This is a genomic window from Streptomyces sp. CHD11, from assembly GCF_018638295.1.
Taxonomy (GTDB): Bacteria; Actinomycetota; Actinomycetes; order Streptomycetales; family Streptomycetaceae; genus Streptomyces.
In genome coordinates, this window is the sequence record NZ_JABTTS010000049.1 from 1 (window position 1) to 25,381 (window position 25,381).

Annotated in this window: 24 protein-coding genes, 2 pseudogenes and 1 CRISPR repeat array; of the genes and pseudogenes, 10 read left to right on the forward strand and 16 right to left on the reverse strand. The window is 70.2% G+C overall.

Translation table 11 applies throughout. From position 1 onward, the window contains the following. Nucleotide 1: 1 nt before the first annotated feature. A complete protein-coding gene (locus HTV45_RS32045) occupies nucleotides 2–955 on the reverse strand; it encodes an IS481 family transposase (protein ID WP_215209409.1) in 954 nt (317 codons plus the stop codon). Nucleotides 956–1,714: 759 nt separating this feature from the next. Between HTV45_RS32045 and HTV45_RS32050 the strand changes: the two genes are divergently transcribed. Together HTV45_RS32050 and HTV45_RS32055 are read left to right on the forward strand one after the other, a co-directional pair. Continuing rightward, a complete protein-coding gene (locus tag HTV45_RS32050; protein WP_215209410.1) occupies nucleotides 1,715–2,209 on the forward strand; it encodes a hypothetical protein in 495 nt (164 codons plus the stop codon). A 38-nt stretch (nucleotides 2,210–2,247) separates the two neighbouring features. Next, a pseudogene (locus HTV45_RS32055) lies at nucleotides 2,248–2,703 on the forward strand (cytochrome c biogenesis protein CcdA); the annotation flags it as partial. 98 nt (nucleotides 2,704–2,801) lie between these two features. Here HTV45_RS32055 and HTV45_RS32060 read toward each other — a convergent pair. The 7 genes from HTV45_RS32060 to HTV45_RS32090 all read right to left on the reverse strand — a co-directional run bounded on the left by HTV45_RS32060 (nucleotide 2,802) and on the right by HTV45_RS32090 (nucleotide 8,600). Then, the gene (locus HTV45_RS32060; protein ID WP_215209411.1) at nucleotides 2,802–3,377 is read right to left on the reverse strand and encodes a rhodanese-like domain-containing protein; all 576 of its coding nucleotides are present in this window, start codon (nucleotides 3,375–3,377) and stop codon (nucleotides 2,802–2,804) included. A gap of 154 nt (nucleotides 3,378–3,531) precedes the next feature. Next, nucleotides 3,532–4,275 (reverse strand): sulfite exporter TauE/SafE family protein, encoded by a 744-nt coding sequence (locus tag HTV45_RS32065; RefSeq protein ID WP_215209412.1) that lies wholly within the window; start codon nucleotides 4,273–4,275, stop codon nucleotides 3,532–3,534. Next, complete coding sequence (locus tag HTV45_RS32070) at nucleotides 4,272–4,637, reverse strand: rhodanese-like domain-containing protein (protein ID WP_215209413.1); 366 nt, start codon at nucleotides 4,635–4,637, stop codon at nucleotides 4,272–4,274. Before HTV45_RS32070 ends, HTV45_RS32065 begins: the two co-directional genes overlap by 4 nt. A gap of 38 nt (nucleotides 4,638–4,675) precedes the next feature. After that, on the reverse strand, nucleotides 4,676–6,040 hold the full coding sequence (locus HTV45_RS32075) for a rhodanese-like domain-containing protein (protein ID WP_215209414.1): 1,365 nt from the start codon (nucleotides 6,038–6,040) through the stop codon (nucleotides 4,676–4,678). 269 nt (nucleotides 6,041–6,309) lie between these two features. Next, entirely contained in the window at nucleotides 6,310–6,834 is a 525-nt protein-coding gene (locus HTV45_RS32080) for a nitroreductase/quinone reductase family protein (RefSeq protein WP_215209415.1), read from the reverse strand. Then, nucleotides 6,831–7,781 (reverse strand): SDR family NAD(P)-dependent oxidoreductase, encoded by a 951-nt coding sequence (locus HTV45_RS32085; RefSeq protein ID WP_251693285.1) that lies wholly within the window; start codon nucleotides 7,779–7,781, stop codon nucleotides 6,831–6,833. Before HTV45_RS32085 ends, HTV45_RS32080 begins: the two co-directional genes overlap by 4 nt. 222 nt (nucleotides 7,782–8,003) lie before the next feature. Beyond that, nucleotides 8,004–8,600 carry a hypothetical protein gene (locus HTV45_RS32090; RefSeq protein WP_215209417.1) on the reverse strand — a complete coding sequence of 199 codons (597 nt, stop codon included), beginning with the start codon at nucleotides 8,598–8,600 and terminating at the stop codon, nucleotides 8,004–8,006. A gap of 111 nt (nucleotides 8,601–8,711) precedes the next feature. Between HTV45_RS32090 and HTV45_RS32095 the strand changes: the two genes are divergently transcribed. Both HTV45_RS32095 and HTV45_RS32100 read left to right on the forward strand, forming a co-directional pair. After that, nucleotides 8,712–9,332, forward strand: coding sequence for an ATP-binding cassette domain-containing protein (locus HTV45_RS32095; RefSeq protein WP_215209418.1), 621 nt, complete (start codon nucleotides 8,712–8,714; stop codon nucleotides 9,330–9,332). Further along, a complete protein-coding gene (locus HTV45_RS32100; protein WP_215209419.1) occupies nucleotides 9,329–10,165 on the forward strand; it encodes a hypothetical protein in 837 nt (278 codons plus the stop codon). The genes HTV45_RS32095 and HTV45_RS32100 overlap by 4 nt, the downstream gene beginning before the upstream one ends. Nucleotides 10,166–10,329: 164 nt before the next feature. Here HTV45_RS32100 and HTV45_RS32105 read toward each other — a convergent pair whose 3' ends face one another. From HTV45_RS32105 to HTV45_RS32120, 4 genes are all read right to left on the reverse strand, one after another. Next, a complete protein-coding gene (locus HTV45_RS32105; RefSeq protein ID WP_215209420.1) occupies nucleotides 10,330–10,926 on the reverse strand; it encodes a DUF642 domain-containing protein in 597 nt (198 codons plus the stop codon). A 312-nt stretch (nucleotides 10,927–11,238) separates the two neighbouring features. After that, nucleotides 11,239–14,871 (reverse strand): ATP-binding domain-containing protein, encoded by a 3,633-nt coding sequence (locus HTV45_RS32110; RefSeq protein WP_215209421.1) that lies wholly within the window; start codon nucleotides 14,869–14,871, stop codon nucleotides 11,239–11,241. Between the two features lie 400 nt (nucleotides 14,872–15,271). Next, nucleotides 15,272–15,591: a CRISPR direct-repeat array (repeat unit 21 nt; unit sequence GACCATCCCCGCGGGTGCGGG). Nucleotides 15,592–15,609: 18 nt separating this feature from the next. Continuing rightward, nucleotides 15,610–16,098 (reverse strand): DUF6415 family natural product biosynthesis protein, encoded by a 489-nt coding sequence (locus HTV45_RS32115; RefSeq protein WP_215209422.1) that lies wholly within the window; start codon nucleotides 16,096–16,098, stop codon nucleotides 15,610–15,612. Further along, nucleotides 16,095–16,613 carry an ATP-binding protein gene (locus HTV45_RS32120; protein WP_215209423.1) on the reverse strand — a complete coding sequence of 173 codons (519 nt, stop codon included), beginning with the start codon at nucleotides 16,611–16,613 and terminating at the stop codon, nucleotides 16,095–16,097. Before HTV45_RS32120 ends, HTV45_RS32115 begins: the two co-directional genes overlap by 4 nt. A gap of 133 nt (nucleotides 16,614–16,746) precedes the next feature. Here HTV45_RS32120 and HTV45_RS32125 point away from each other — a divergent pair, with 133 nt between their 5' ends. Beyond that, nucleotides 16,747–18,096, forward strand: coding sequence for a hypothetical protein (locus tag HTV45_RS32125; RefSeq protein ID WP_215209432.1), 1,350 nt, complete (start codon nucleotides 16,747–16,749; stop codon nucleotides 18,094–18,096). Between the two features lie 115 nt (nucleotides 18,097–18,211). Here the strand turns inward: HTV45_RS32125 and HTV45_RS32130 are convergent, their stop codons facing one another. After that, nucleotides 18,212–18,595: a helix-turn-helix domain-containing protein gene (locus HTV45_RS32130; RefSeq protein ID WP_215209424.1), complete on the reverse strand. Its 384-nt coding sequence runs from the start codon at nucleotides 18,593–18,595 to the stop codon at nucleotides 18,212–18,214. Between the two features lie 101 nt (nucleotides 18,596–18,696). Here HTV45_RS32130 and HTV45_RS32135 point away from each other — a divergent pair, with 101 nt between their 5' ends. Further along, complete coding sequence (locus HTV45_RS32135) at nucleotides 18,697–19,086, forward strand: RidA family protein (protein WP_215209425.1); 390 nt, start codon at nucleotides 18,697–18,699, stop codon at nucleotides 19,084–19,086. A 29-nt stretch (nucleotides 19,087–19,115) separates the two neighbouring features. Here the strand turns inward: HTV45_RS32135 and HTV45_RS32140 are convergent, their stop codons facing one another. From HTV45_RS32140 to HTV45_RS32150, 3 genes are all read right to left on the reverse strand, one after another. Then, on the reverse strand, nucleotides 19,116–20,111 hold the full coding sequence (locus tag HTV45_RS32140) for a hypothetical protein (protein ID WP_215209426.1): 996 nt from the start codon (nucleotides 20,109–20,111) through the stop codon (nucleotides 19,116–19,118). Nucleotides 20,112–20,392: 281 nt separating this feature from the next. Next, nucleotides 20,393–21,055 (reverse strand): hypothetical protein, encoded by a 663-nt coding sequence (locus HTV45_RS32145; RefSeq protein ID WP_215209427.1) that lies wholly within the window; start codon nucleotides 21,053–21,055, stop codon nucleotides 20,393–20,395. Nucleotides 21,056–21,366: 311 nt separating this feature from the next. Further along, nucleotides 21,367–21,936 carry a hypothetical protein gene (locus HTV45_RS32150; protein ID WP_215209428.1) on the reverse strand — a complete coding sequence of 190 codons (570 nt, stop codon included), beginning with the start codon at nucleotides 21,934–21,936 and terminating at the stop codon, nucleotides 21,367–21,369. A gap of 1,141 nt (nucleotides 21,937–23,077) precedes the next feature. Between HTV45_RS32150 and HTV45_RS32155 the strand changes: the two genes are divergently transcribed. The 4 genes and pseudogenes from HTV45_RS32155 to HTV45_RS32170 all read left to right on the forward strand — a co-directional run. After that, nucleotides 23,078–23,617 (forward strand): Rrf2 family transcriptional regulator, encoded by a 540-nt coding sequence (locus HTV45_RS32155; protein ID WP_251693288.1) that lies wholly within the window; start codon nucleotides 23,078–23,080, stop codon nucleotides 23,615–23,617. A gap of 2 nt (nucleotides 23,618–23,619) precedes the next feature. Beyond that, nucleotides 23,620–24,168: a hypothetical protein gene (locus tag HTV45_RS32160; protein WP_215209430.1), complete on the forward strand. Its 549-nt coding sequence runs from the start codon at nucleotides 23,620–23,622 to the stop codon at nucleotides 24,166–24,168. A gap of 483 nt (nucleotides 24,169–24,651) precedes the next feature. Beyond that, entirely contained in the window at nucleotides 24,652–25,110 is a 459-nt protein-coding gene (locus tag HTV45_RS32165; RefSeq protein ID WP_215209431.1) for an iron chaperone, read from the forward strand. Between the two features lie 89 nt (nucleotides 25,111–25,199). After that, nucleotides 25,200–25,381 (forward strand): annotated as a pseudogene (locus tag HTV45_RS32170) (IS30 family transposase); the annotation flags it as partial.

Sequence of the window (25,381 nt, forward strand, 5' to 3'; positions counted from 1 at the left end):
CCTAGGTGTATTGCCCTGTGAGGTTGGGGACGCGGCTGGCGGGTGGTTGGCCCTTGAGCGCGGTGTGTCCGCGGTGGTGATTGTAGGTGTGCAGCCAGCCGGGGAACGCTTCGCGTCGTTCGGTCTCCGAGCGGTAGGGGCGGGCGTAGGCCCATTCGTCGAGCAGGGTGCGGTTGAAGCGTTCGACCTTGCCGTTGGTCTGCGGGCGGTAGGGACGGGTGCGCTTGTGGGTGATCCCGGCCGCGGTGAGCAGGTCGCGCCAGTCGCTTGAGCGGTAGCAGGAGCCGTTGTCGGTCAGGACACGTTCGACGGTGATGCCGGCCTGGGTGAAGAAGGAGTGGGCCCGCTGCCAGAAGCCGGTGGCGGTCTCCTTCTTCTCATCTGTGTGGATCTCGCTGTAGGCGAGGCGGGAGTGGTCGTCGACGGCGGTGTGCAGGTAGCTGTAGCCGGCGCCTGCGCGGGTCTTGCGGCCTGCCTGGCGGCCCAGCACCTTGTGTCCGCCGCCGTCGGGGATGTTGCCGAGCTTCTTGATGTCCACGTGGACCAGCTCGCCGGGACGGTCACGTTCGTAGCGGCGTATGACCCGGCCGGTGGCTCGGTCCAGGTGTGTGAGGCGGGCCAGGCCGAAGCGGGTCAACACCCGGTGCACGGTCGAGGGCACCAGGTGCAGCAGGTGGGCGATGCGGGCCGGTCCCCAGCGGCGCAGGACGCGGACCTTGATGATCCGGCGTTCGGTGTGGGTCGGGGTGCGGCGCGGGCTGGTGCGCGGTCGGGAGGAGCGGTCGCTCATGCCGGCCTCGCCGAACTGCCGGTAGCGGTCGGCCCAGCGCTGGGCCGTGGTCGGCGAGACCTGGAAGCGTTCCGCGGCGCGGCGCAGGGGCCAGTTGTCCTCGACCACGCAGCGGGCCAGGCGCAGCCGTCCGGTCTCGGTCAGGGGTGCATTACGGTGGGGCACGAGGGCCTTTCGGTCAGGTGTAGACGTCGCAATCCACACCGAACCGGAAGGCCCTCACCTCTTCAAGATCCCTCAGCCGAGACCTGGCTCACCCGTCCACAACCTCCCGGGACAGAACANCCAGGCGCAGCCGTCCGGTCTCGGTCAGGGGTGCATTACGGTGGGGCACGAGGGCCTTTCGGTCAGGTGTAGACGTCGCAATCCACACCGAACCGGAAGGCCCTCACCTCTTCAAGATCCCTCAGCCGAGACCTGGCTCACCCGTCCACAACCTCCCGGGACAGAACACCTAGGGTGGCCGTATCTCCGAGCGCACGCGGGAATGGTGATGAAGCAAGCAGCAGCGCGCAGGCCGGCACACGCCGGTTTTCGTGGTGTGCCGGCTCTGCTCGTGGCCGTGGTGGCGCTGCTGTGTGTCTTCGGGCACGCGGAGCGTGGCGGACCGGACACGGATCTGTCCGTCGCGCAGCAGGTGCATACGCCTACCGTCTCCGAGGGGTCCGACGGGACGACGGCGCCGTGCGGCAAGAAGGTGATCGCCGATCACAGCGCGCAGCGCGCGGAGAGCGTGTCGCCGATGGCTTCGTGCCCCGGTCCCGCATCTCCTCACTCCGCCCCTGCGCCGTCCCTGTCACAGCACTCCGGGATGCTGTCGGGCGGCCCGGCTCCGCCGCCGCCAACGACACTCCACTCCGTTCTGCGGATCTAGACCGGCCTGTTGGTCGCGTCCCTGAATCCTTGGAAACGGAGCTTTTCAGCATGTCCTCTTCCCCACGCTCATGGAGTCGGGCGGGCGCAGCACTGCGCGCTTGGCGAACCCGGCAGTGGACTGTGGCGGGCCTCGGCGCCCTGGCCACGGCGATCCTGGTCGGCGCACCCACCGACGTGGTGCCCAATCCGCTGTTCGGCCGGTCGGTACCCGTGCAGTGGTGGAACTACCCGGCCCTCGCCGTCACGGCCGTACTGGCCGGCATCGTCCTGAGCACCTATGTGCGCCGGCCCTCTGTCCCTTCCGCGCCCAAGACCCGCGACGGCGGCCGTCTGGGAGCGGCTGGTGGCGTGCTGGCCTTCTTCGCCGTCGGCTGCCCGGTCTGCAACAAGCTCGTTCTCGTGCTTCTTGGAGCTTCCGGAGCCTTGAGCTACTGGGCTCCTCTGCAGCCGCTGCTGGCCCTCGTGTCGGCGGGGCTGCTGGCGGAAGCCGCACTGCGCCGCCTGTCCTTGCAGACCGCGTGCCCGGTCACCGCGTCTGTCTGATCCGCGGCCCGGTTCCACCTCTTCTCCCTCATGCTCTTCTCCTGACCGTGGCGGCCCTGGACGGCGACCCCCTGCACGGCGGGGTGCTGCCGGCCGTCTACGTCCTGGGGATGGCGGTTGCGATGTTCGGGCCGGCGTTGTTGTGGGACCGTTTCGATCTGGGCCGCAAGCGCTGGCTGCGGGGCCGGGGCTTCCGGGCAGGTCCGGCGGCCCTGCACAGCACCTCGCTGGTCGGCGGCGTGCTGTGCATCGCGCTCGGTGCGGCCTTCCTGGCCTTCGACGGCACGTCCGCACTGCCGTCGGTGCTGAGCACCGATGCCGAGTCCGCCCTGGAAGAGCGGTTGCCCGACCTCGGCGCAGCGGTGTCGGACCGGCTGGTGCTGTTGGTCCTGGCCGCTGTGGCGGCGCCGGCTGCCCTGCTGGTGCTGCTCCGGCCGGTGAGAGGGCCAGAGCCGCAGCCGCCGCCGGAAGAGGAGCCGTCTGTGCGCGGGTGACGGGCCTTTGGCCTGGTGCCCTGGCATGCGAAGGGGGCGAGGGGAGGGATCCGGCTCCGGATCCCTCCCCCTCTCTCTCTCGCGTCGCGTCGCGTGGTTCAGCGGTTGCGCAGTGCGGCCAGTGTGTTGTCGAGGTCGGCGGCGCGGGGACGGTTGTGGGGCAGTTTGGCGAGCATGGCGGCCATGCCGCAGGTGTTGGTCAGGGCGGAGAAGACCAGACCGCCCGCGATGCCGGCGGAGATGAGCTGGAAGGCGGGGTGGACGACGAGTCCGAGCAGCAGGCCGAGCAGCACGATCACTCCCGCGGTGAGCCTCACCTGCCGTTCCATGCCCCAGGTGGCACGGGAGGCGCCCTGGGGGCGGTGCAGCTCGTGGCCGTCGGCCGTCCAGGCGCCGGTGCCTCCCGACAGGGTGGCGGCGGTGATGCCGTTCTCGGCGAGGATCTTGCAGGCGTTCTGCGAGCGGGCGCCCGAGGCGCAGACGACCAGGACGTCGCCGCGGTCGGTGGCGTGCCGGATGTCGGGCAGCGCGCGCTGGATCTGGTCGAGGGGGATGTTCAGCGCGCCGGGGAGGTGACCGCCGGCGTATTCGCCCGGGGTACGGACGTCGATGACGGTCAGTTCGTGCAGGCGGGTGCGCGCCTCGTCGGTGGCGAGGGCGGTGGGTGTGGTCATGGCAGATGTCATCCTTGCGTGTCGGGGTGGGGTGGAGCTTGATCTGACGGGAGCCGGGCTGCAGGCGGTCCTGAGATGCGCGGCCGGCTGGAGAAGTTCTCCCGCTCCCTGGTCCGAGCCGGTGGCGGTCCTCGTGGTCAGACGATCACGGTGATCAGACGATCACGTCGACGAGCATGAAGGCCGCTACCGCCAGCAGGACACCGGCGAAGATCTTCTGAAGGGTGGTGCCGGAGATCTTCGTCGCGAGGCGTTTGCCGTCCCAGGCGCCGAGGATCGCGGCTCCGGTGAAGGGGCCGATGATCTCCCAGTGGAGCCCGCCGCTGGTGCCGGTACGAGCGGCGAGCGCGGCGAGTGAGTTCACCGTGATGACGAGCAGGCTGGTGCCCACCGCCCGCCGCATGGCCAGTCCCAGGACGCTCGTCAGGGCGGGCACGGCGAGGAATCCCCCGCCGACCCCGAGAAAGCCCGTGACGGCGCCGAGTCCGGCACCGGCGCCGGCCGCTTTGCCGGGGCGGATCCGGTCCGGCGGCTCGGACGCGGACGGACGCAGCATGCGCAGGGCCGCCAGCGCGGCGATGACCGCGAACGCCGCCGTCAGCACCGCTGCGGGCAGGCGTCCGGCGACGGCCCCGGCGAGGAAGGCGGGGACGACGCCCGCCGCGGCGAACAGCGCCCCTGTCCGCCATGCCACGTTCCCGTCGCGGGTGTGGGCGTACAGGGCCGTGACGGAGGTGGCGGTGACGATGATCAGGCTGGCTGTGGTGGCGGCGGCCGGAGTGAAGCCGAGCAGGTAGATCAGCGCCGGTACGGCAAGGACGCTGCCGCCGCCGCCCAGGGCTCCGAGGGCGAGACCGACGACGGCCCCGGCGATGAGGGCGAGAACGAGTACGGTCACGTGATCCGGCCGTGGTTCCCGCGTTCGTCGAGGACCGGGTGTCCGGCGGCGGCCCACGCGTTCATGCCGCCTTCGACGTCCACCACCTGGGCTCCGCGTTCGGTGAGGAGCTTCGCGGCCTGCTGGGAGCGGTGACCGCTGCGGCAGATCACCACCAGCGGCCGGCCCTGCGCCTCCGCGGGCAGGGTGACGCCGGCGACCAGTTTCGTCAGCGGTAGGTGGACGGCGCCCGGGGCGTGGCCCGCGGTCCATTCGGGCTTCTCACGGACGTCCAGCAGGACCGAGCCGGGCCGATCGCCGCTGGTACGGCCGCGTGCCTCGTCGACCGTGACGCGGGGCGCGTTTCGGCGAAAGAGGAACATCACGCGCTTCCTTTCCTTGCGCGGGGAACGGTCGGACATCAGCCGGAGGCCAGGGGCAGCCCGGCATCGGTGGCGGCGTCGAAGCCGTCGTCCACGGCGACCACGTCGCGGCCGGCGGCATCCAGCAGGGAGGCGGCGATCGCCGCACGCATCCCGCCGGCGCAGTGCACCCACACCGTCCCCTCCGGCACCTCGCCGATGCGGCCGTGCAGCTCGTGGATCGGAATGTGCACCGAACCCTCGATATGGCCGCCCGCACGCTCCGACTCCCGGCGCACGTCCAGGACGACCACGCCATCGCCGCGCTCGCGGACCTCGGCGAGGTCGGCGAAGCGGGCACGGGGGAAGGAGACGAGCCGCTCGCCCTCGCGGACCCAGGCTGCCGGATCACGGGTGGCGGCGGCGGCCGGACGGTCGATGCCCACCCGCGCCAGCTCCCGCTGCGCGTCGGCGACCTGCTCCGCAGTGTCGGCGAGCAGGGTGACGGGCTTGCCCCACGGGATCAGCCAGGCCAGGTAGGTGGCGAGCTTGCCCTCGCCCTCGAAGTTGAACGACCCGGCCACGTGACCCTCGGCGAAGGCCATGCGGCTGCGCAGGTCCACCACCCACTCACCCGCGGCCAGCCGCGAGGCGATCTCGCCCGCGTCCGCACGACCCGGCGGGGTGAGGTCGACCGGAGCGGGGCCCGCGGCGTTGGCCGGACCCATATGGGCGTAGTAGGCGGGCACGTCCTCCAGCCCGGCAAGCGTCCGGGCGACGAAGGTGTCCACGTCCAGGGTCAGCGCGTCGTTGGTCTCACGCTCCTTGCCGATCGTGGTCGCGTCCCCCTCGGCCTGGGAGGAGGAACAGAAGCTGCCGAACCCGTGAGTGGGCAGCACAGGCACCGCGTCCTCCAGCTCCTTGACCAGGCGGTGGGCGGATGCGTACTGCGCGCGGGCCAGCTGCTCGGTCAGCCGCGGCTCCACCAGGTCCGGCCGGCCCACGGTGCCGATCAGCAGCGAGCCGCCGGTGAACGCCGCCACCCCGCGACCGCCCTCGGCAAGGGCGTAGGAGGTGTGGTGCGGGGTGTGGCCCGGGGTGGCGATCGCGCGCAGCACCAGGCCCTCGTCCACCGTCACCGTGTCGCCGTCGGCGACGGGAGTGCGGGCGAACGACACGTGCGCCCCGGCCGGCACCAGGTACTGGGCGCCGGTGACGCGGGCCAGCTCCAGGCCGCCGGTGACGTAGTCGTTGTGCACATGGGTCTCCGCCACGAAGGCGATGCGCACCCCCCGGCGGGCCGCTGCGGCGATGACCTGGTCGATGTCGCGCGGCGGGTCGATGACCACCGCGGCACTGGGCCCGCCGGCCAGGTAGCTGCGGTTGCCCAGACCCTCGAACTCCAGGGTGTCGACGAAGAACACGGCTCACGACTCCTCTCGAACGGTGTACCCCGGGGGGTATCTGATACCCACCCTAACAGCTATACCCAGGGGGGTATTTCGAGGGCGAAAAGGCGCCCTCGCTCAAGGCGTCGCCCGACGCCCGTCGGGTGCCCGGCGGGGTATAGAGGAATCAATCGCTCCGCATTATTCGGGAGTGCCCCTGTCCTACGACCGCACCGTCCACCCGGCCCCACCGACTTCGACGCCGGGGACAGTCGCGCCACTCCCCCGGGCTTCCTACGGCTCCGTCACTGGTCACCCGAGTCGGCGGCAGGGATGAGGGAGAAGACGCGGACATCGCGGTGGCTGTGTCCGACGTAGTCGTCGAAGACGGGCATGACCCCGAGGATGCGGTCTCGGGCCTCCTCCTGCTGGCGAGGGGTGAGCAGGAGGGCGTGGACGGGGATGGAGGTGCCCCTCCAGTCGATCACGGCACGGGGGTCGCGCAGGAGGTGGCTGGACCAGGCCGGGTGGTGGCGCCGGCCGAAGTTCGTCGCCATGACCAGGAAGTTGCCGGAGGTGTCCTGGTCCGCGATCAGGGGGGTGAGGTGGAGCGTGCCGTCGCGGCGGGTCGTGCGCAGGACGGCGGTGGGAGACAGGATGCGGCTGGGCATCCACCGGCTTCTGGTGAGGCGGTGGGCCAGCAGGTCCAGCGGTGGGAGCAGGCGCGGCCCCCAGCGCCGCAGGAGCCGGCTGTTGCCCACGCCCGTCAGGAGGCTTCGGTGCAGGCGCGCTGCGGCTCGGGCGGCCGGACTGCGGTGCTCGGGTGTCATCGGTTCTCTCCACGGTCACGGGCCGGCTTGCTGCCGTCGGCGGGGAAGGGGTGGCCGGTCAGGTGTTGCGACAGTTGCCACAGGCGCTCGGCGGCGCGGGGATCGGTGGCGCGTCGCGCCGCTCGGGCGGGGACGGGCGGCCCGGAGCACTCCCCCGGGCCGCCGGGTCCGAGAAGGCCGCCGCCGCCGATGTGCGGGTCGGTGGCGGCTCGCAGCAGTGACAGCGCGCCCTGTTCGGGCGAGTGCCGGCGCGCTTGCGTCCACTCCAGCGCACGTGCCTCCAGGTGACGCGCGTCTGCGCGCAGGCCGCGGGAACCCAGGGTGGTGTCGACCAGGCCGGGGTGGGCGGCGACGGATCGCAGCGGCAGGCCGCGGGCGCCGGCGAAGGCGTGGAGGCCGTGGGTGAACAGCAGGTTCGCCAGCTTCGAGTCGAAGTACGCCGTCCAGCGGTGGTAGCGGCGTGGTGTCGCCGCCTGGTCGGGGCGGAAGCGGCCGAGCCAGTGGAGCACCGAGGTCACGTTCACCACCCGTGGCTGGGGTGCGTTCAGCAGTGCCGGCAGCAGATGACCGGTGAGGGCGAAGTGGCCGAGGTGGTTGATGGCGAAGTGGGCTTCGTGGCCGTCCGCGCTGCGGGTGGGGGGCAGGGCGGCGACCCCGGCGTTGTTGACCAGGATGTCCACCCGCCCGCCGGTCAGGCCGATGATGTCCCTGGCAGCCCGGCCCACCTGCGCCAGCTCGGCCAGGTCGCACGGGACGTCGTCCATGCGGTCGCCCCGCACTCGCTGCCCCGAAGCCGCCGCCGTGTGTCCTTCCTCCTCCCCGGCGGTGCGGAGCGTGAGGACGTGAGCCCCGCAGCGGGCCAGCTGCTCAGCGACCGCCAGTCCGATTCCCCGGCCGGCGCCGGTGACCACCGCCGTCCGCCCGGACAGGTCGGGAACCTCGGACAACGACCACCCGTCCCGTGGGCGGGCCCAGCGTAGCCACGGCGGAGGGATCACGGCAGGACCGCGTCCGGACGGGGCGCCAGTCCCGGGCCGAATGTGCTGATGGTCAGTCATGCCAGGCTCAACGACGCCGGCCGGCGGGGGTGGTGCGGCACGCCCGGTCGGGCGGGAGGCGCCGGCAGTGGCGGGGACCGCGGCAGCCGGCGGTATGTGGAACGGACCGGGTCACAGTTGGAGGTACACGGTGGCCGTGCAGACCGAGGTGCCCAGACCGGCTCCCAGGAGAACCTGTGCCGGGGTGTGGGCGCGCAGGTGCAGACGGGACCAGGCGATCGCTGCGACGAGCAGATACAGCACGGCCCCCCGCACGTCCACCAGGAGCGTGACCAGGGTGATGCTGGCGGCGGCCGAGCTGGTGTGCAGGGAGATGTTGCCGGCCCAGGTGCAGGCCAGCACCAGGGCGGTCAGGAGGAGGGCGGTACGGCCGAGTGCCAGCAGGACCGGAGGTGCGCCCAGGTGTCCGCAGACCAGCCACACGGCAGCCGCGGCGATGACACTCACCCCCAGCAGCATCAGCCGTGGCCGGCGCTGGGAGGGCACAGGACTCGGCCACCACCCCAGGCGGGCGCCCGCGATGGCGAGAGCGGCACACAGCACGGCCCAGCTTCCGCTTCCCCCCAGCCCCCACAGCAGCCCGTAGTGGCCCGGCCGGGTGAGGTGCCAGCCGACCGCGGCGCCGGCCACCACCGGCAGCAGTGGCGGAGCGAAGCATGTGCTCAGCAGCCGTGCCCACCACGTCCGGTCGTATTCCACAGTGATCATCAGCACGCCCGGTGAACGAGCGGGCCGCGGCGAAGTTGCACAGCCGGGCACACCCCGCGCGCTCTCCTGCCGTTGTGCCGTACACAGTTGGCCTTCTGGGAGGAGAACAGCATGGGACCAGCCACCCGGCTGCACATCGGCGCCGTGCACAAGACGTACGGCCGGCGCTCCGTGCTCCGCGGCACCGACTTCACCGTGTCGGCAGGCATGCTCGCCGGAGTGGTGGGAGAGAACGGGTCGGGGAAGAGCACACTGCTCCGCATCGCCGTCGGAATGCTGGCGCCCGACCGCGGCACGGTCCGGCGCTCCGGCGCGCTCGGCTACTGCCCGCAGAAGCCGGTCATCAACGACACGCTGACCGTCGCCCAGCATCTGCGGCTGTTCCAGGTCGCCCACCGGCTGCCGGACCTTCGCTACGCCTGGGAACTGGTGGACCTGCTCGGCTTCCCCGCCGAACGACGTACTCGAGCGGGAGAACTCAGCGGCGGGACCCGCCAGAAGCTCAACCTGGCCCTGGCGCTCATGCACGACCCGCCGCTGCTGGTACTCGACGAGCCCTACCAGGGCTTCGACTGGGACACCCACCAGCGCTTCTGGCACCTGGCGGGACGGCTCCGCAGCCGGGGCCAGGCCGTGGTCGTGGTCTCGCACCTCCTGCACGACCTCCAGCATTTCGACAGCATCCACCACCTGCGCGAGGGCCGGCTGCACGCGGAGGCCGTGACGCGATGAAGCACCACTGGACCGCATTCACCGTCGCTCTCGGCTTCACCCTGACGGGCCACCTGCGCAACCGCCTGGCCATGGGGATGACCGCGTTCTTCATCCCCACCTGGATCTACGTGGTCCGCGCGACCGCCCTCGACAAGAGCATCACCTTCCACACCGGCGCACTCGGCACCGAGGTGACCGCCTCGATGAACCGCACGATCCAGATCTCCAGCGCTCTGCACGCCGTCACCGTCATCGCCGGCTTCATGATGTTCATGGCCACCTTCAACGCCCGGGACATGGACCAGCGCCTGGTCCTCGCCGGCTACCCCCGCGCCCACCTGCTCGCGGCCAAGCTCGTCGCCCTGCTCCTGATCACCGTGGCACTGACCTGCTACTCCACCGGCCTGCTGCTCCTGTCCTGGCCGCTGGCCCAGCCGTGGGCGGTCGCCGCCGCCCTGGCAGCGGCGATCCTGGCGTACGGCGGGCTGGGCCTGGTGGCCGGCTTCCTGCTGCGGGGCGAACTGGAGGGGTTCTTCGTCGTGGTCATGGCCACGCTGATCGACGTCGGCATGCAGAGCCCCGTCTCCAACCCCGCGGGAGACCAGACCGGGTTGAGCGCCCTGCCGCTGTACGGCCCCGCCCAAGCGGCTCTTGCCTCCGCGTTCACCCCCACGCCTTCCCTGACCTGCTCGGCCCGAGCCCTCATCTGGTTCACCGCCACCGGCGCCCTGGCCGCGCTCGTCTTCCATGTGCGCACCCGGCGCCGTCACCGCCCCCTGCCCTGCGCCGAACCGGCCGGCACCCCCACACCAGATGGATGCCGAGAGGGAGATCGCCCCGCTGTCTCCTGAGACACACCGGTCTCCTGAGACACAGCTGTCTCCTCAGACACTGCGAAGTCCGGTGGCCGTAAGGGGGGTTGCTGTGGTGCCGCAGCGCGGCACAGGCCAAAACCCCGCCGGCATCCCGCCGCCCCGGCCCGGGGACCGTGTTTCGGCCGGAGCGGCGGGGCGTCTCACGCGGTGGTGTTGTCCGTCGCCCGGACGTCGGTGATCAGCGGGCCGCAGTGTCCGGTGTTGGTGGACAGGAACTGCAGTCGGCTGTGGCGGCCGGTGGCGGGCAGGACCACCTGCATGAGCTGCCAGCTGGCGTAGCGGCCCGGGGTGGCGACGGTTCCCAGACTGTAGGGCCGGGCAGTGGTACCGCCGGCGAACTGGACGATCATGCTCTGGGTGTTGCCGCTTTCCCAGGCGGCGCAGAAGGGGTGATCGTTGATCTTGGCGGCGAAGGTGACCGTCACCAGCGAGTAAGGGTCGGTCCTGAGGGTCTGCTCGATGCCGCCGGTCTGGGTGCCGTTGAGATCCACGGCCTGGGAGCCGCTCTCCACGACCGGTGAGTTGCCGGTCTTGGCCGCCGCACGGCCGAAGACATCGACGTCGCCGTTGGTCACACGCCAGCCGGGGATGGCGTTGCTGCCCAGCGGGACGTGGGTGTAGGAATTCGGGTTGGCCGGTTCGGCGTAGGGCTGGATGAAGGACGGGTTGGTGACCGGGATGCCCGTGTCGGCACTCGCCGGCGTAGCCCCGAAGAGGGTGGCGGCGGTGAGTCCCACGGCGGCCAGGGCCGCCAACCGGCTCCGCCTACCGCGAGCAAAACGCGTACGCATACGTCTCCTGTGATGTGCGTGCAACCGCCGGAGCAGCACAACTACCCCAACGCTCTGTAGTCGATCAGTTACGTGCTGTGTCTGCTCCGGAAAGAGGGGCGCACAAACAGCTCCCCCGGCAGCGCCCGATGCACAGCCATATGACTGGTTGCGCCCCCCAGCAGTCAGAGCGCGGGTTCCGTACGTGGAGAGCGACAGGATCGGAGCCGGCAGCGGCAGATAGGCGCCGGCCGGGACCGGGCACGCTGGTCGGCGGTGTCAGGCCTGACCGGGACCGAGGCCGAGAGCGGCTGTGGTGTCCTGTCCGCCCCAGCCCTGCGGGGTGCGCCACAGGACGTGGACGCCGAAGACGCCGTGGACGGTGGCGGGCGACCAGTCCTCGGCGGGCGGCTGGGACAGCACCAGGTAGAGGCGGTCGGCGGCCGTCGGCAGGGTGTGGTTGACCTCGCGGAGGCGGACCGCTCCCGAGCGCAGGTCGGCGTACGTGGACTGTCCGGCGCCCAGGACCTCGTAGAGGAAGTGACCGTGCTCGGTGGTGCAACTGACGTCGATGACCGGTGAGTCGGCCTTCGGCTGCCGGTCGGCTCGCAGCAGGGCCGCCATCAACTCGAAGCGCACTGCCTCATGGGTCTTGCAGGTGCGGTCGGTCGCGGCCGAGGTCTCCAGGAACCGGAGCAGGTCCGTGCTCGGCCCTGTGGCCGGTTCGGACGCCGGTGCGACGGTGCCGGCGGTGGTGCTGGGCATGGGGTGGTTCTCCTCCGGCTCGGACTGCTCGAGCTGTTCAGGCTGTTCAGGTTGCTGCGGCGGTGTGGGCGGTGCAGGCGGTTCGGTCCGCCCGGACGGTGCGGGCCGGGGGGATCGCGCGGCGGCGGGCTCGTCGGGCTCCGTGTCCCGGCCTCCGTCCACCGGGCGGCCGGCGGTCTCGTCCGCGAGGCGCTGTTCCAGCGTCCGGCGCGCCTCGGCCAGGGCCCCGGCCCAGCCGCTGCGCCGCAGTTCCGCCCGGAACCGGTCCAGGTCGGGGGTGTCCGAGGCGAGCGCACGGTTGGTGTTCGCGGCGAGATCCCGCAACAGGGCCAGGCGTTCCCGGTCCGGGGAGCCGAGGACGCGCCAGACGTCCAGCCAGTCGTGCTGGTCCAGGCGCAGGCAGCGATTGGCCATGCCCTTGAGTTCCGACAGCCGGGCCCGGGCGTCGTCCGGCACGTTGCCGTCGGTCAGTTCCACGACGGCGGTGAGCGCGTCCACGTACCGCTCGGCCATGGTGGGCGAGATGGGCCTGCGTCCGCGTTCGTCGACGGTGACGAAGGTGACGTTGGAGGCGTGGCGCAGAACCCAGGCGTCCATCTCCGTCCCGCTCGCGGGTGGGGCGGAGCCGTGGCGCACGGCCAGGAGCAGCGGGCGGTCGGTGGCGGGTGAGACCGCCTCGACCTTGTAGTTGCCGCCGGTGGTGTGGCCGATGACGCGGACCTTGATGTCGGTGCCGATCTCGGGGGCGTTCACCGCCGCGGTGGCCGGTCCGGCGGTACTGCCGGCGGCCTTGTCGGTGACCTTGTCGGCGCCGGGGGTGGTGCCGGTGGGCGGCTGTTCCGCGGGGTCCGCGGTGCCGGGGTTCGTGAGGGCCTCCGGGAGCGGTGCGGTGTGCAGGACGGTCAGGGTCTGGGTGCTGCGGGTCAGCGCGATGTAGAGCTGGCGCAGGCCGGCCGGGCCGCGAGCGGCGATGGTGGTGGGTTCCACCACGAGGACGTGGTCGTACTCCATGCCCTTGGCCTGGGCTGCGGCCAGCACGGACACCGCCTCGCGTTCCTGCTGCGTGAGGCCGTCCGCCTCGTCGAGGTGGCGGGCGATCTCGACGAGCCAGCCGGAGTCGTCGGGGACGATGACGGCCACCGAGCGCAGCGTGTGCCCGTCACTGCTGCCGAGGAGGCGGACGGCCTGGGCGACGGTGTCGTCCAGGAGCCGCCACGGCTCGGTCGCGATGGTCCGTACCGCGCCTTCACCGGCTTCGCGCACCGCCACCGGGTAGGGCAGGGAGGGGGCGACCGTGCGGGCCAGCGGCGCGACGAACTCCATGATCTCGGCGGGCACGCGGTAACTGGTGGTCAGTTCGGCCACGCGCCAGTCGCCGTGGTCGGACAGCAGGGTGCCCAGTTCCTCCCAGTCCGTGTGCACCCGCGGACCGGTGGCCTGGGCGAGGTCGCCGAGGATCGTCATGGAACCGCCCCGCGCGACGCGTCGGCGCAGGGTGCGGGCCTGCATGGGGGTCAGATCCTGGGCCTCGTCGACGACGATGTGGCCGTAGCGGCGCGGAGTCTCGCCGGTGATGAGATACCGGAGCTCCTCGAGCAGGACGAGGTCGTCCACGGTCCACGGGTCGCCGTCGGCCGTGGCGGCGCGGGGACGGTGCAGGGCGGCCTGCTCCTCGTCGTCGAGGACGCCGGCCCCGCAGGCCCGCAGCAGGTCGGGCGAGTCGTAGAGACTGCGCAGGGCCTCCAGGGCGCCGGGCGAGGGCCAGACCCGGTCGAGGAGGCGTTCGACCTTGCGGTTGCGTTCCAGGCTGCGGCGGATCGTGCCGTCGGCGCCGCGGCGCGGGGCGACGGCGACGAGTTCCGCCAGGAGACGGTCGACGAGTTGGGTGCGGAAGCGGTCACGCCGTTCGCGGTGGGCACCGTCACGGCCGCGCGCCTCGTCGAGCAGGGCGAGGACCTCCGAGCGCGGCACGCGCAGGGTGGTGCTGCCGGCGGTGACGGTGAACGCCGGCTCGTCGCCCTCGAAGGAGGGAGCGGTGAGGAGGGCGTCGAGGGCTTCGGGGCGGCACTCGCGCTCGACCCGCCGGCGCAGGACGGCAGTCATACGCTCGTCGGACTTCACCAGCCGCGTCCGCGGGGTGTCGGTACCGAGGGCATCGCCCTCCCACAGGCGGGTCAGCTGGACGGCGTTGACGTCGCGGGTACCGAGGGTGGGCAGGACCTGGCCGACGTAGTCGAGGAACCGCTGGTGGGGGCCGATGACGAGGATGTCCGAGGCCGTGAAGTGCTCGTTGTTGACCAGCCAGGTCACGCGGTGCAGGCCGACCGCGGACTTGCCGGTGCCCGGCCCGCCCTGCACGACGAGGATGTCGGTCGGCGAACCCGTGACCAGGGCCATCTGGTCCCGGCGGATCGTCTCCACGATGTCCCGCATCCGGCCGCCGCGCGAACGCTGCAGTTCACGCAGCAGGAAATCGTCCGGCCGCGGGGGCCTGCGGCGCTGGAAACGGGCGATGTCGGCAGGAGTGCGGGCCGGCGGACGCTCCCGCTCCCCGCGCCTCGCGGTGCCCGGTCGCCCGGCCGTCGGGAGGTCGTCGGCGGCGGGCCTGGGTGTGGGGACGAGGCCCGCGTCGGGCATCGTCTCGGAAGCTGCGCCGGGGACGGCCTCGGGGGCGGCCTCGGGAACGGTGCCGGAGAGTGCTCCGGGCACGGCGATCTCATCGGAGTAGTCCTCGACGACCCGTTCCGCACAGCGCAGCCGCCGCCGCAGAACGACGTCGCCCGGCGCCTCCTGCCGCGCCTCGAGCCACTTGGTGGCCATACCGCTGGTCCAGAGCACCACGACGGTGTCGCGGGTTCGGACGTCGGAGACGGGCCGCCGGCCGACGTACCAGGGCCGGGGCTCCCCTCCGGGCTCCTCCGGCGCGTCCACGCGGGCGAAGACCAGCGACTCGCCTCCGAGATTGCCGTAGGCCGCCGCCCGTTGCTCCGCGTCCTTCTTGTTGGCGATGCCGTCCTTGCCGGTGGCCGACGCCGTGGCGGTCACTGTTCCGCCCATCTCGGCCAGCCGCGCCTCGTAACAGTCGTACGCGTGGTCCACCGCCTTCTGCTCGAGGGCGATGACGTCGTCGCGTGTGGTGGTGCCCATGTGCTTTCCCTCCCTCGCGACGCCACGCAGGACGCCGCTACGGGCATACGCCCGTCCCCGGCGTTATGACTATCAGAGACCAGCCGGTGACAAACAGTCCAGGGCCCACATCAGGAGGGGCCGGCTCGCGCACCAACTCCCCGACCTCTCCCCGCCGGACGCGGACCTGGTCGTATGCGGGGCCTCTCGTACGGGTGGTAGTGGCATCCAAGACAGAGGTGCGACCAGACCGCGCGAGTACGTCGGGCGGTCTGGTCCGTGCTGTCGCGGTGCAAGCAGAGCAACTTGGCCCGCATGGTGACGTCGGCAAGCCCCGTCACCGCGGCACTGAGCACCTGGTCGACGCCGAACTCCCGGGTGGTCCGCAGGGCGATACAGGGCCCGCGGTTACGGTCGGCAGAACCATCTCCGCAGGTGCGGGGAGCAGTGGCCTGCGCGGCCTTGGCGAGCGACCATCCCCGCGGGTGCGGGAACAGGCCGCTGGAGTGTGGGAGGGCTTGTCGGCGGAGGGACCATCCCTGCGGGTGCGGGAAGCAGCTCATCCATTTGAAGGGCTTGGAGCCAGCGCCCAGACCATCCCCGCGGGTGCGGGGAGCAGACCTCCGTGACGCGGGTCAGGTAGCTGGTGCTGGGACCATCCCCGCGGGTGCGGGGAGCAGCGGGTGTCCGCGAGTTCCCTGGCGCGGGCCTTGGGACCATCCCCGCGGGTGCGGGGAGCAGGCTGTTTGACCTGGGAGTCTATAGCCGCCAAGGCGTGCTTTCGATGACTTCTACAGATTCCGGCATATGAGGCATTGGGTGGCGGTGCAGATCCGCGGATCTGGATGGGGAAGTGCGGGCGACGAGCCGCTCGAGGAGTTCACCGGCGGTCCAGCCCAGCCGGCGCAGATGCCCGATGGCCTGCCGGTGGTCGCCGGGCGGGTCTTCGCGGCGCAGGCCGCGGGCCTGCTCGATGCGCTGCGCCGCGACGGGGTCATGTTCGGCTCCGGCGATGTTCACCAGCCGCAGGAGGTGTCCGCAGAGCCGCTCGGCGATCTCCTCGGTGGCCTCTTCGGTCGGCGGGACGTCGTCCAGGACCGCGGCGACATCGTCGAGGAGGGCGCCTCCGTCGAACGGGTGCCAGTCGCGGAGCCTGTTCAGGACGGTGGCGAGTTCCCCGCTGGCAAGGGGATACGTCGACGGGCGCACCGGGCGGGTGAGGCGCTGGACGGTGCCGGGCGCGGTCACGGTCGGCCGTCCGGGACGGCAAGGGTGCACCAGGTGGTGGTTCCGTCGTCGCTGGTTCCCCAGGTGCCGCCGTGAGCGGCGGCGAAGCGGTCGACGAGGAACAGGCCGCGGCCGCGCTCGGCGTCGTCGTCGGCTTGGCGGACGACCGGGCGGCCGGATGTCTCTCCATGGACGGCCAGGCGCAGGAAGCCGTCCCGGAACGTCATGGTGAAGGTGACCTGTGTGCCAGTCCCATGCTGAATGGCGTTGGTGACCAACTCCGAGACGATGAGCCTGGCGTCGTCGACCAGCGGTTCCAGGCCGCAGAACCGCAGCCGGGCCTCGGTCAGTCGTCGGGCCATCCCCACACGGCGTGCGTCCTGGTCGGGGATGTCGTCTCCGGTCCGGGGCGGGCAGACCTCGAAGCACACGCTCCACTGGTCGTCGGTCGGACGAGGGCGTGCGGGCCTGCGCTCGCGGCAGAGGTCGCTGGCCGCCTCGACGGGGCCTCTTCTCCATGGTGGTGCGCTGGTCATCTCTGCTCCCATGGGCCGAGATCGGTGCTTGACTCGTAAGAGGTAACCGTGCGGTCACTGTCTGCGGGTACCGTTGGCAACAGGTGGGACCGTGAACACCGTGAACGCCGTGGAGCTGTCAGGAGTTGAGGGCATGGCCACGAGAAAACGCACGCCCAACCCAGCCTTGGACAGGCTGCTCGAGCAGGCACGATGGACGCGCACGCAGCTGGCCCAACAGGTGAACAGGCTCGGCCCGCAGGCCGGGCTGCGGCTTTCGTACGACCGAACAGCCGTTGCGCACTGGATTGCCGGTACCCCGCCGAAACCCGAGGTCAGGCCGCTGATCCTCGAGGCACTGTCCGCTCGCTTAGGGCGGCCGGTCACTCACGCGGAGGCCGGCCTGCAACCCGCTGTGTCCGCCGACAGCTCCCAACCAGCCGACGTTGTGGAGGAGTTGATCGACCTAGGAAGGGCGGACATGGACCCATCTCGTCGCGGTGTCCTGGCCACGACTCTGTTCTCCGCAGCCCTTTCCGTGCCCGCGTTCCAGCACACGGCGCGGGCGGCCAGTGACCCGGTCACCCCGGGCAAGGTCACCACCCGCATCGGCGCATCTCAGGTCGCGTCAGTACGGTCCATGACAGAACGCATCGCCGACATCCTCGACGAGTTCGGCGCCGGCCACGCCCGGCCCATGGCGGCCGCGTTCCTCGTCAACACCGTCGGCCCGTGGCTCAAGGCGCAGGCCGCCGAGCCGGTGAAGCGGGACATGCTTGCCGCCGCGTCAGATCTGACGTATCTGACCGGGTGGATGGCGATGTACGAGAAGGCTCACGGCCTGGGACAGAGGTACTACGTCCAGGCGCTCAAACTTGCTGACGAGGCGAGCGACCACGTCACCTACTGCCGCACGCTGCGCGGCATGTCCCTCCAGGCATCGAACCTGCGCCACGGGCGGATGTCCCTGGAATTGGCGGACTCCGCGGCCGAGGCCGCGCCGTCGGCCGCCCCGCGTCTGGTGGCGTTCCTCCGCGGGCAGCAGGCGCACGCGGCAAGCATGGTCGGGGACCGCCGCCAGGCCCACACCCGGCTCCGCGAAGCCGAGACGGCCCTCGCGAAGGCCGACAACCGGCGCGACGCGATCGGCGGCTACGACCAGACCGCCTACCTCTTCCACGTCTCTCACGTTCTGCTGGAGGAGAACGACCTGCCCGGCAGCATCGGCGCTCTGCGGCAGTCCATCAAGGTGCAGCCGGCCAACGAGCGGCAGGGCCGGGTCCACGCGTATGCCCTGCTGGCGCAGCGGCAGCTGCGATACGGGCACGTTGAGGCGTCGTGCGAGTCGTGGGGGCGGTTCCTGGACGAGTATGAACACGTCTCGTCCGTCCGTGGCGACGACCACTTCACCTCGATGCGCAAGGAGCTCACGCCGTACGCCAAGACGCGCGCGGTGCGGGCGCTGTCCGGCCGGGTGCGCGAAGTAGCGGCGGCCAAGGCCTGAACCCTGTGGCACTGGAAGCTCGTAGCCCGATCAGGCGAAGCGCGGGCCGCGTTGGTGGTCACCGTGAGATCACTCAAGTGATCGCGCAACGCGCGAGGGTGTCGCCGCGTGCCCGTCAGGCGTCGAAACGGCCACGCGCACTCTCGATGTGACCGAGGTGCTGGTGGGTCCAGCCGCATATGGCGTCGACCGCGGTGCGCAGGGCCCGGCCCGGCTCGGTGAGTGTGTACTCGACTCGCGGCGGCACGGTGGGGTGCACCTTCCGGTCGACCAGACCATTGCGCTCCAGCATGCGCAGGTTCTGGGTGAGCATCTTGTGGCTGACGCCCTCGACCTCGTCCCGCAGTTCGCTGAAGCGCAGGGTGCGCTCGCCGAGCGCCTCGATGATCAGGAACGCCCACTTGTTGGCGACGTCCGAGAAGATCTCCCGCGCCAGGGAGTCTGCGCGCCGCAGGTCAGCGTCCTCGGGCAGGCCCTTGAGCAGTTGCTTGGTCACCATCAGGTTCCTCAGTCACCGAAAAGTGCGTTCTTCCAGGTCAACCCTCACTCTCCTACAGTTCCTGAGTAACTACAAGAGAGCACAACGGAAGGGTGAGCACCGTGGCCATCATTGATGTCTTCAGCTACAACGTGCCGGCCGAGAGCGACTTCGGCTACTCACAGGCGATCAAGTCCGGCGAGCTGATCCACGTCTCTGGACAGCTCTCGTTCGACGAGGCGGGCGACTTCCTCTATGCGGGCGACTTCGCCTCCCAGCTCAAGCAGACCTACGCCAACATGGACAAGGTCCTGGACCACTACGGCGCCACCCGGAACCAGGTCGTCTCGCAGACCCTGTACGTGGTGAACCTGCGGCAGAATGCCGCGGCGACGGCGGAGGGGAACCTCGGGTACTTCGGCGACCACCGCCCGGCCAGCACGGTCTTGGGTGTCACTGAACTGACCCTGCCCGGCCAGGTCATCGAAATCGACACGAAACTGCCCACGTGACCGTTCTCTGACGTGGTTGAACGCCAAGCTCAGACGAAGCCGCCGGAGCTGTAGCCGCCATAACGAGGGCGCGTCTCCCCGTCGGCGACCGAGCTGGCTGCCGGACGGTAGTGCTCGAGCCACCACTTGGACAGACCAAGGCCCAGGGGCTCGAGCTCGCTTTGGGTCGCATCGGCGGCGGCGTCGTCCCACACCGTGTACCAGATCTTCGGTGCCACCATCGACCGCTGGTAGAGCAGTGGTGCGAGCCGACGCGCCAGGTCGTCGATGGTGAGCGGCTCACTCCATGCCTCGTCATCGCCCGGCAGCGTCGTCGTGGGCTCGACATCGCTGCGCTTCATGTAGGCGGTCTCGTCCTGCACGAGGATCCGCCAGACCCTGGCTCGGTCGACCACGTTGATCGCCTGCTGCCGTTGCTGTGTGCGCCGACTGATCTCGCTCTGGAACGTGAGCTGCCGGTAGTGCGCCGCCCTCTGCGCCTTGTCGATCTCCGGCTGCACCCGCGTGGGCAGGTCACCGACGGCTTGCTGGTATGCCCGCTCGGCCGAGGCCATCCTCCGCTCGAACCGCCGGTACTTCAGGGTGTTGGGCCGGACGATCCCACGGCGTCGGGTGCGTTCGAGCGATCTGGCGAGGCGGTCCTCGGCCCGGTCCTTCGCCCGCAGGAACTCATCGACGGCCTCGGTCCAGGCGGCGACGCTCTCCTCGTCCGCCTCGATCTCCACGGTGGGGCTTATCCGAAGGTCCTGGAGCTCCTTCCGCCACCTGACCGCCTCGCTCATCGCCCGGAGTTGGATGCCCGCATCCGACGGGCTGTTCTCGCGCCCCCAGTAGCCGAATCCCTGCCGCTCGTGCCAGGCCAACTGTTTGTGGGGTCGCAGACGCCGCGCGGCGTACGACGCCGGGCGTTCGCCCTGCGACGGCAGGACGACGAGCGACCGGCGGGTCAAGCGCCAGTCCTTCCAGGACGCCACACAGCACAGGACGGTCACCGAGCCGGACCTGTGGCCCTCGTCTCCGGACATTCCTCAACGGTAGTCCGACCATCGTTGATTTCTTAAGACTGAGGTCGAAGACGATCCGCTCGCCCGCGAACGACGTGCGCTCCCCAGCGCCATGAACCTGCGGCAAGGTTCCGAGCTCAGCCAGAGGACGTCCGGGCCGTTACGTCGGCCGGCGGTTCACCCCGCAGCACTCAGCACTCAGCACTCAGCAACAGGCTGCGGCGCGGCTCGTCGATGACCGTGTCCACGGCCTCCTACGGTCCGGCAGCCCGGCGGGGCCCAGAAACGGGCTGACGATTCTCCTACGGCCTGCTGTCAGGGCGGGGTGTGCCGTACCAGCGCCACTCGGTAAGGCGCGGTCGGCCGGGAAGTTCCGCGCGGCCGGTGCCCCACAGGAGGGTCGACCACCGGTCGGTATCGGTCGGGGCGTCGGGGAAGAGCCGGTCCAGCACGCGGCCGCACAGGTCGGCGGGCGGCGTCCAGTTCATGCCCAGGCCCTCGGCGACGTCATGGGTGTGCACCAAGGTCTCGACGATGCCCATCGCGGCGAAGCCTTCGGGGTCGGCAGGGCCGAAGATGTGATGTGCCCGGACCGTGGGTGGCGTCGTGCGGACGATGGCGGTCAGCAAGGCGCCGCTGGCGTCCAGTACCTGCAGCAGACCGTCTGGACCGGCCTCGCGGTCTGCGAAGACGGCATTCGCGGGACCGCCCGGCCTCTTGCGGCTCCACATGAACGGCACGTGGGTGTCCAGCGGCGGGTTCGACGGGCTCAGTTGGACGGCGTAGGAGAACAGGTCGTCGGCCAGGTGCTCGACCGTCTCCCAACAATCCCACTCCAGGGAACCGGCCTTGACACTCCAGTCCGACGCGTTGGCCTCGCGCAGAGCGGCGACCGCCAAACGGACGGCGTGTTCGACATCAGCCGCGGTAACCGGGCCGTTCGGTGATTCCTGCGCTTCAGCCATGCCGGGGACCGTATCAATGATCATCCGAGCCCAGGGAACCCGTCTGCGAGTTCAAGGCGGCAAGAGTCAGGCCGTTCCCGGTGAGCCTTCCGCGACTCCGCCCGGAGTGAAGCCACATCAACTTTCACGCCGCGAAGCCTCTTCCGGCCCCTGCGGTGGAGCCCGAAGAGGTGCTGACAGCTGTGAGGCTCCCCCGCTGGGCCTCACGTGTCCTTGGGTGTCTGGCTATTACGGCGTAATAGCCAGACACCCAGGCACGAGCACACCCCTCGGTCCGCCTGTCCTCTCCGGGCGCAGGCCGCCTGGGCCGCTCACTCGGCTCGCAACCGTGCCCGGGCCTGCTGCAGTTGCTCCAGGGAGACGGCACCGGAGTCCGGTAGGCCCGCCTCTGTCCACGCTGCCTGTGCGCGGGGGATGGCACCGCCGGCGTCGTCGGTGAGGATCTTCTTCGCGAGGTTCACGGCGATGACGCCGTCGCCCAGGTCCATGACGTGGGCGAGCATACGGACGCTCTTGGTGGCGGAGGCCTTCTCGTTGTAGCGGAAGACCAGCACCCACCTGCCCTCGAGCGAGCGTGCGCGTGCGATGAGTTCGCGGCCGCGGTCCGACTCCTGCTGCTCGGTACGGATCTGCTCGGCGTCCCCGGCCGGGGTCCGCAGGGTGAGCAGCCCACGTCGGCTGCTTTCTTCGATCTCGACGCTTTCCAGAAAAGCGACGAACCGTGAGGCATTCTCCAGACGCGCGATGTCCTGGGCGGCCTGCTGGGCGATCAGGTGCAGGTCGACGGTCAGGGCATGCACCCGGCGGCCCCAGGCCGCTTCTCCGCCCTCCGGACAGGGCCCGCTGGCCTGGGCCGCGGCGATGACAAGGCTGTAGTCCACTCCCCCATCATGGCGGTCGTCGCCGATCAGTGGGCAAGGACGTAGAGGACGGTCGACCCGTCCGTTGGGAAAGCGTCAGGAGGGCCTGGCTATGGCTGCGACGGCCCTTGGGCGGGTGTGGGGCCCCTCACGAAGCCGAATGGCCGCCGCCCGGGTGTCCGTCGTTTGTGGATCGTTCTGGCCGTGCCCCGAGTTTCCCTTCGTCCTGATGCCCGCCGGGATGCTCCGACGCCTCGACACCGCCTGACGCATTGCAGTGCACTGCACCCCCTCCCCCACGCCTCATCCGAACCCGTATGCCGTTGTCAGCCGAGGTTGCATCCCCCAGCCAGTTCGCCTGATGCGTTCGCCTTACGACACTCATGCCGGAGCTCGTTGTCGAAGTACCACCCCTCATGCGAGAGACGACCACGGACCGTCCCTTGCTGCCAGACCTGATGGATGGACTCCTCAAGCGTGCGTGGCGGCGTGGAAGCAGGCGGGGTCGGCCCCAGTGCAGCAGCAGCCTGCATGACCGCCGAGCCACAACCCCGGTGCTCCTCGACGCGGACGGTGTGCGCCACGACGATACGGATTCGCGTCGAGGAGTGCCGGGGGCAGCGGGGTCCAGGGGCCGGCGAAGGCCCCTGGTACCACCGGCGTTCAGTACCTGGTCGCAAGCCACCCTGAGAGGGTCAGATGACCGCTGACCTGGGGTTTTGGCACGGCGAGCCACGATGCGCCCGCGCCTTATAGATATTAGAGCGGATTGCATCGTCGCAGGTCAGAGGGGGTGCAGGGGTCTCGAAACATGACTCCCAAGTCAAGTTCGGCATGCTGAGATTGCGTTGGGAGGCAAGTTGACCCGTATTGATTGCGACCTAGGTGCGCAATGTCGCGAGTGGTTTTTTGGTCGTCGCGAACATGACTCCGAAGTCATGTTCGACACGCCAAACGCGCGGATAGGTCGCGTCGTTGCTATACATATGCGCAATCACTACTGTGCTCCGCGTCTAGGTTTCGATCTTGAGGAGCACATAGCGTCATGTCGGCACAGCCTCACGGGGGACCTCGCAGAACCCCCGGCACAGCCCCACCCCGCGCACCGAGCCCGAACAGCCCGTACACCCGAAGCCTCGGTCCGAGGAAGAACGTCGTCGAGTTGCCCGTCGGTCACACGGCGGAGGTCAAACCCCCTGTCACCGCCGGTGACTTCATCGGCAAGTACTTCTCCCAGGACAGCCTGGAGTTCTTGCGCTGGGCCGCCCGGTACTTCAGGGACGACAACGTGACCCTGTGCGTGCTGCTCTACATGATGGGCAGCCAGGAAGTCGGAGGGGCTGTCGAGCTCAAGCAGACCGAGATCGCGGCCGCGCTGGAGATGAATCCCGCGCAGGTGTCACGGGCCCAGACCAAGCTGAAGAAGCTGGGGCTGGCGTACTCGCCGAAGCGGGGGTCGATCCAGCTGCAACCCGCGGTGACCCTTCGGGGCGGCTACCGGCTGATGGAGAAGCCGGCTCGCGGGTCGGCGGCCAGGAGCGTGAAGATCCATGTGGAACAGCTGAGCCTTCTCAACGAGCTGGTGCTCGACCCGACCGTTCCGGAAGAGTTCAGGGGAATGGCTCTTCCGGGGGCGAACCTGCCCGAACCATCGACGACGACGCGCAAGAGCGCGCGGACGAAGAAGAAGCCGGAGGCGTGAGGATGAGAACTGCAGCGTCTGCCCACCCGGAGCCGCCAGAGCTGACGTACGGCACTTTCAACGGCTTCGCCTACATGCCCGCGATGCCGGGCATCGCCTACCGCGTGCTCTTCCGACTCATCGGGACCCAGGAGCCGGGAGGGCGCTGCCTGGTCACCGAAGAGGAGTTGGCCGAGGCCCTGGCCGTGCACCGCTCCATGGTGGGGAGGGGGCTGCAGGCCCTGATCCTCTCCAAGCTCGTGTTCCGCCAGGCCAAGGGCATCTACTTCCTCAACCCGATGATCAGCGGTGCACGCAGCGTTCCCGAGCACCTGGAGGCCATCGGGGCCCTCGATCCCGCGGATCGTCTCGACGTCGACGACTACCAGGAGCGTTACGAGGCGGCCGTCGCCCGGGCCGAACAGGAGAAGCGGGAGAAGCGTCTGGGCCGCGGGACCACACAGGTGCGGTCCAAGCCGGCTCCGGCCAAGCCCGTCGACGAGGAGACCGCGGAGGTACTGAGCCTTTCGACGGCCCGTGGGCGGGCACGGCGAAGGACGTCCCGTCCCTGACCCGGACCGACTGCGGACACACGGAGGCCCCCGCCGAAGCGGGGGCCTCCGTGTGTCTAGGTTTCGCCGGTCAGCTTACCGTTTCACCGGCGTCGGCACCACAGAAGACCTCGACGCCGACGTCCTGCCGGGGCGACCTCGACGACCGCACCTCACGTGTCCCGACGGTCTTGGAGCTATTACGGCGTAATAGCCCGCCCCCATCGGGGCGAGGGCCGTGCCACTGTCCGGACATCGGGATGGGACGGCCGGAGGCTATTACGGCGTAATAATTCGCCTCCGCCGCGCGTCCAGGCCGGCTCACCGGATGCCCCGGTGTGGACCCGGTGCGCGCCGGTCGTCGGCGTGCCGCGTAGGGCATTCGAGGCAGCCTCGAGTGGATCTCAAGTGCCTTGTGTCCGGCCAATGCTGTACTGGTGCGGTGACCGGGCTCGCGAGACGTACCGGGTCGGGCGAGCAGACCCACGGGCTACGGGAGGAACCATGAGCAGCACCGAGAGCAGCACGTACGAAGGCTTCACGGCCGAGGAACGTGCCGCGATGAAGGAGCACGCCAAGGACCAGAAGACGGCTTCGCGGCGCAGCTCCCGGTCGGACAAGGCGGCGTTGGCGGTACAGGACGTGCTCGCCAAGATCGCAGAGATGCAGGACTCGGACCGGGTCATGGCCGAGCGCGTCCATGCCGTCGTCACGGCCAGCGCCCCGAACCTCGCGCCGAAGCTCTGGTACGGCATGCCCGCCTATGCGCTGGACGGCAAGATCGTCTGCTTCTTCCAGAGCGCGGCGAAGTTCAAGGCGCGTTACGCGACCCTCGGCTTCAGCGATCAGGCCGCCCTGGACGACGGCACCATGTGGGCGGCCGGCTTCGCCCTGACCGAGGTGACACCCGAGGTGGAGAAGCGGATCGCCGAGCTGGTGAAGCAGGCGGTCGGCCAGGGCTGACCGCTGCTCAGGCGATCGGGGCCCCGCCGGTTCTTCTTGGGTTCTAACGGTCCTCGCAACACCCGCGATCTGTGGGAGTTGCGAGGACCGTGGCCGTTGGACGCGATGATCTTGCGGGGCTGCGGGAGCGTTTCCTTGCGCGGCTGGATGCCGTGGGGAACGTGACCGTGGTGGCACGTGAGCTGGGGGTGAACCGGAACACTGCATTCGGCTGGGCGTGGAAGGCCGGACTGCGTTCGCAGCGTCGGCGGCACCCCGGGCGCGACGAGTA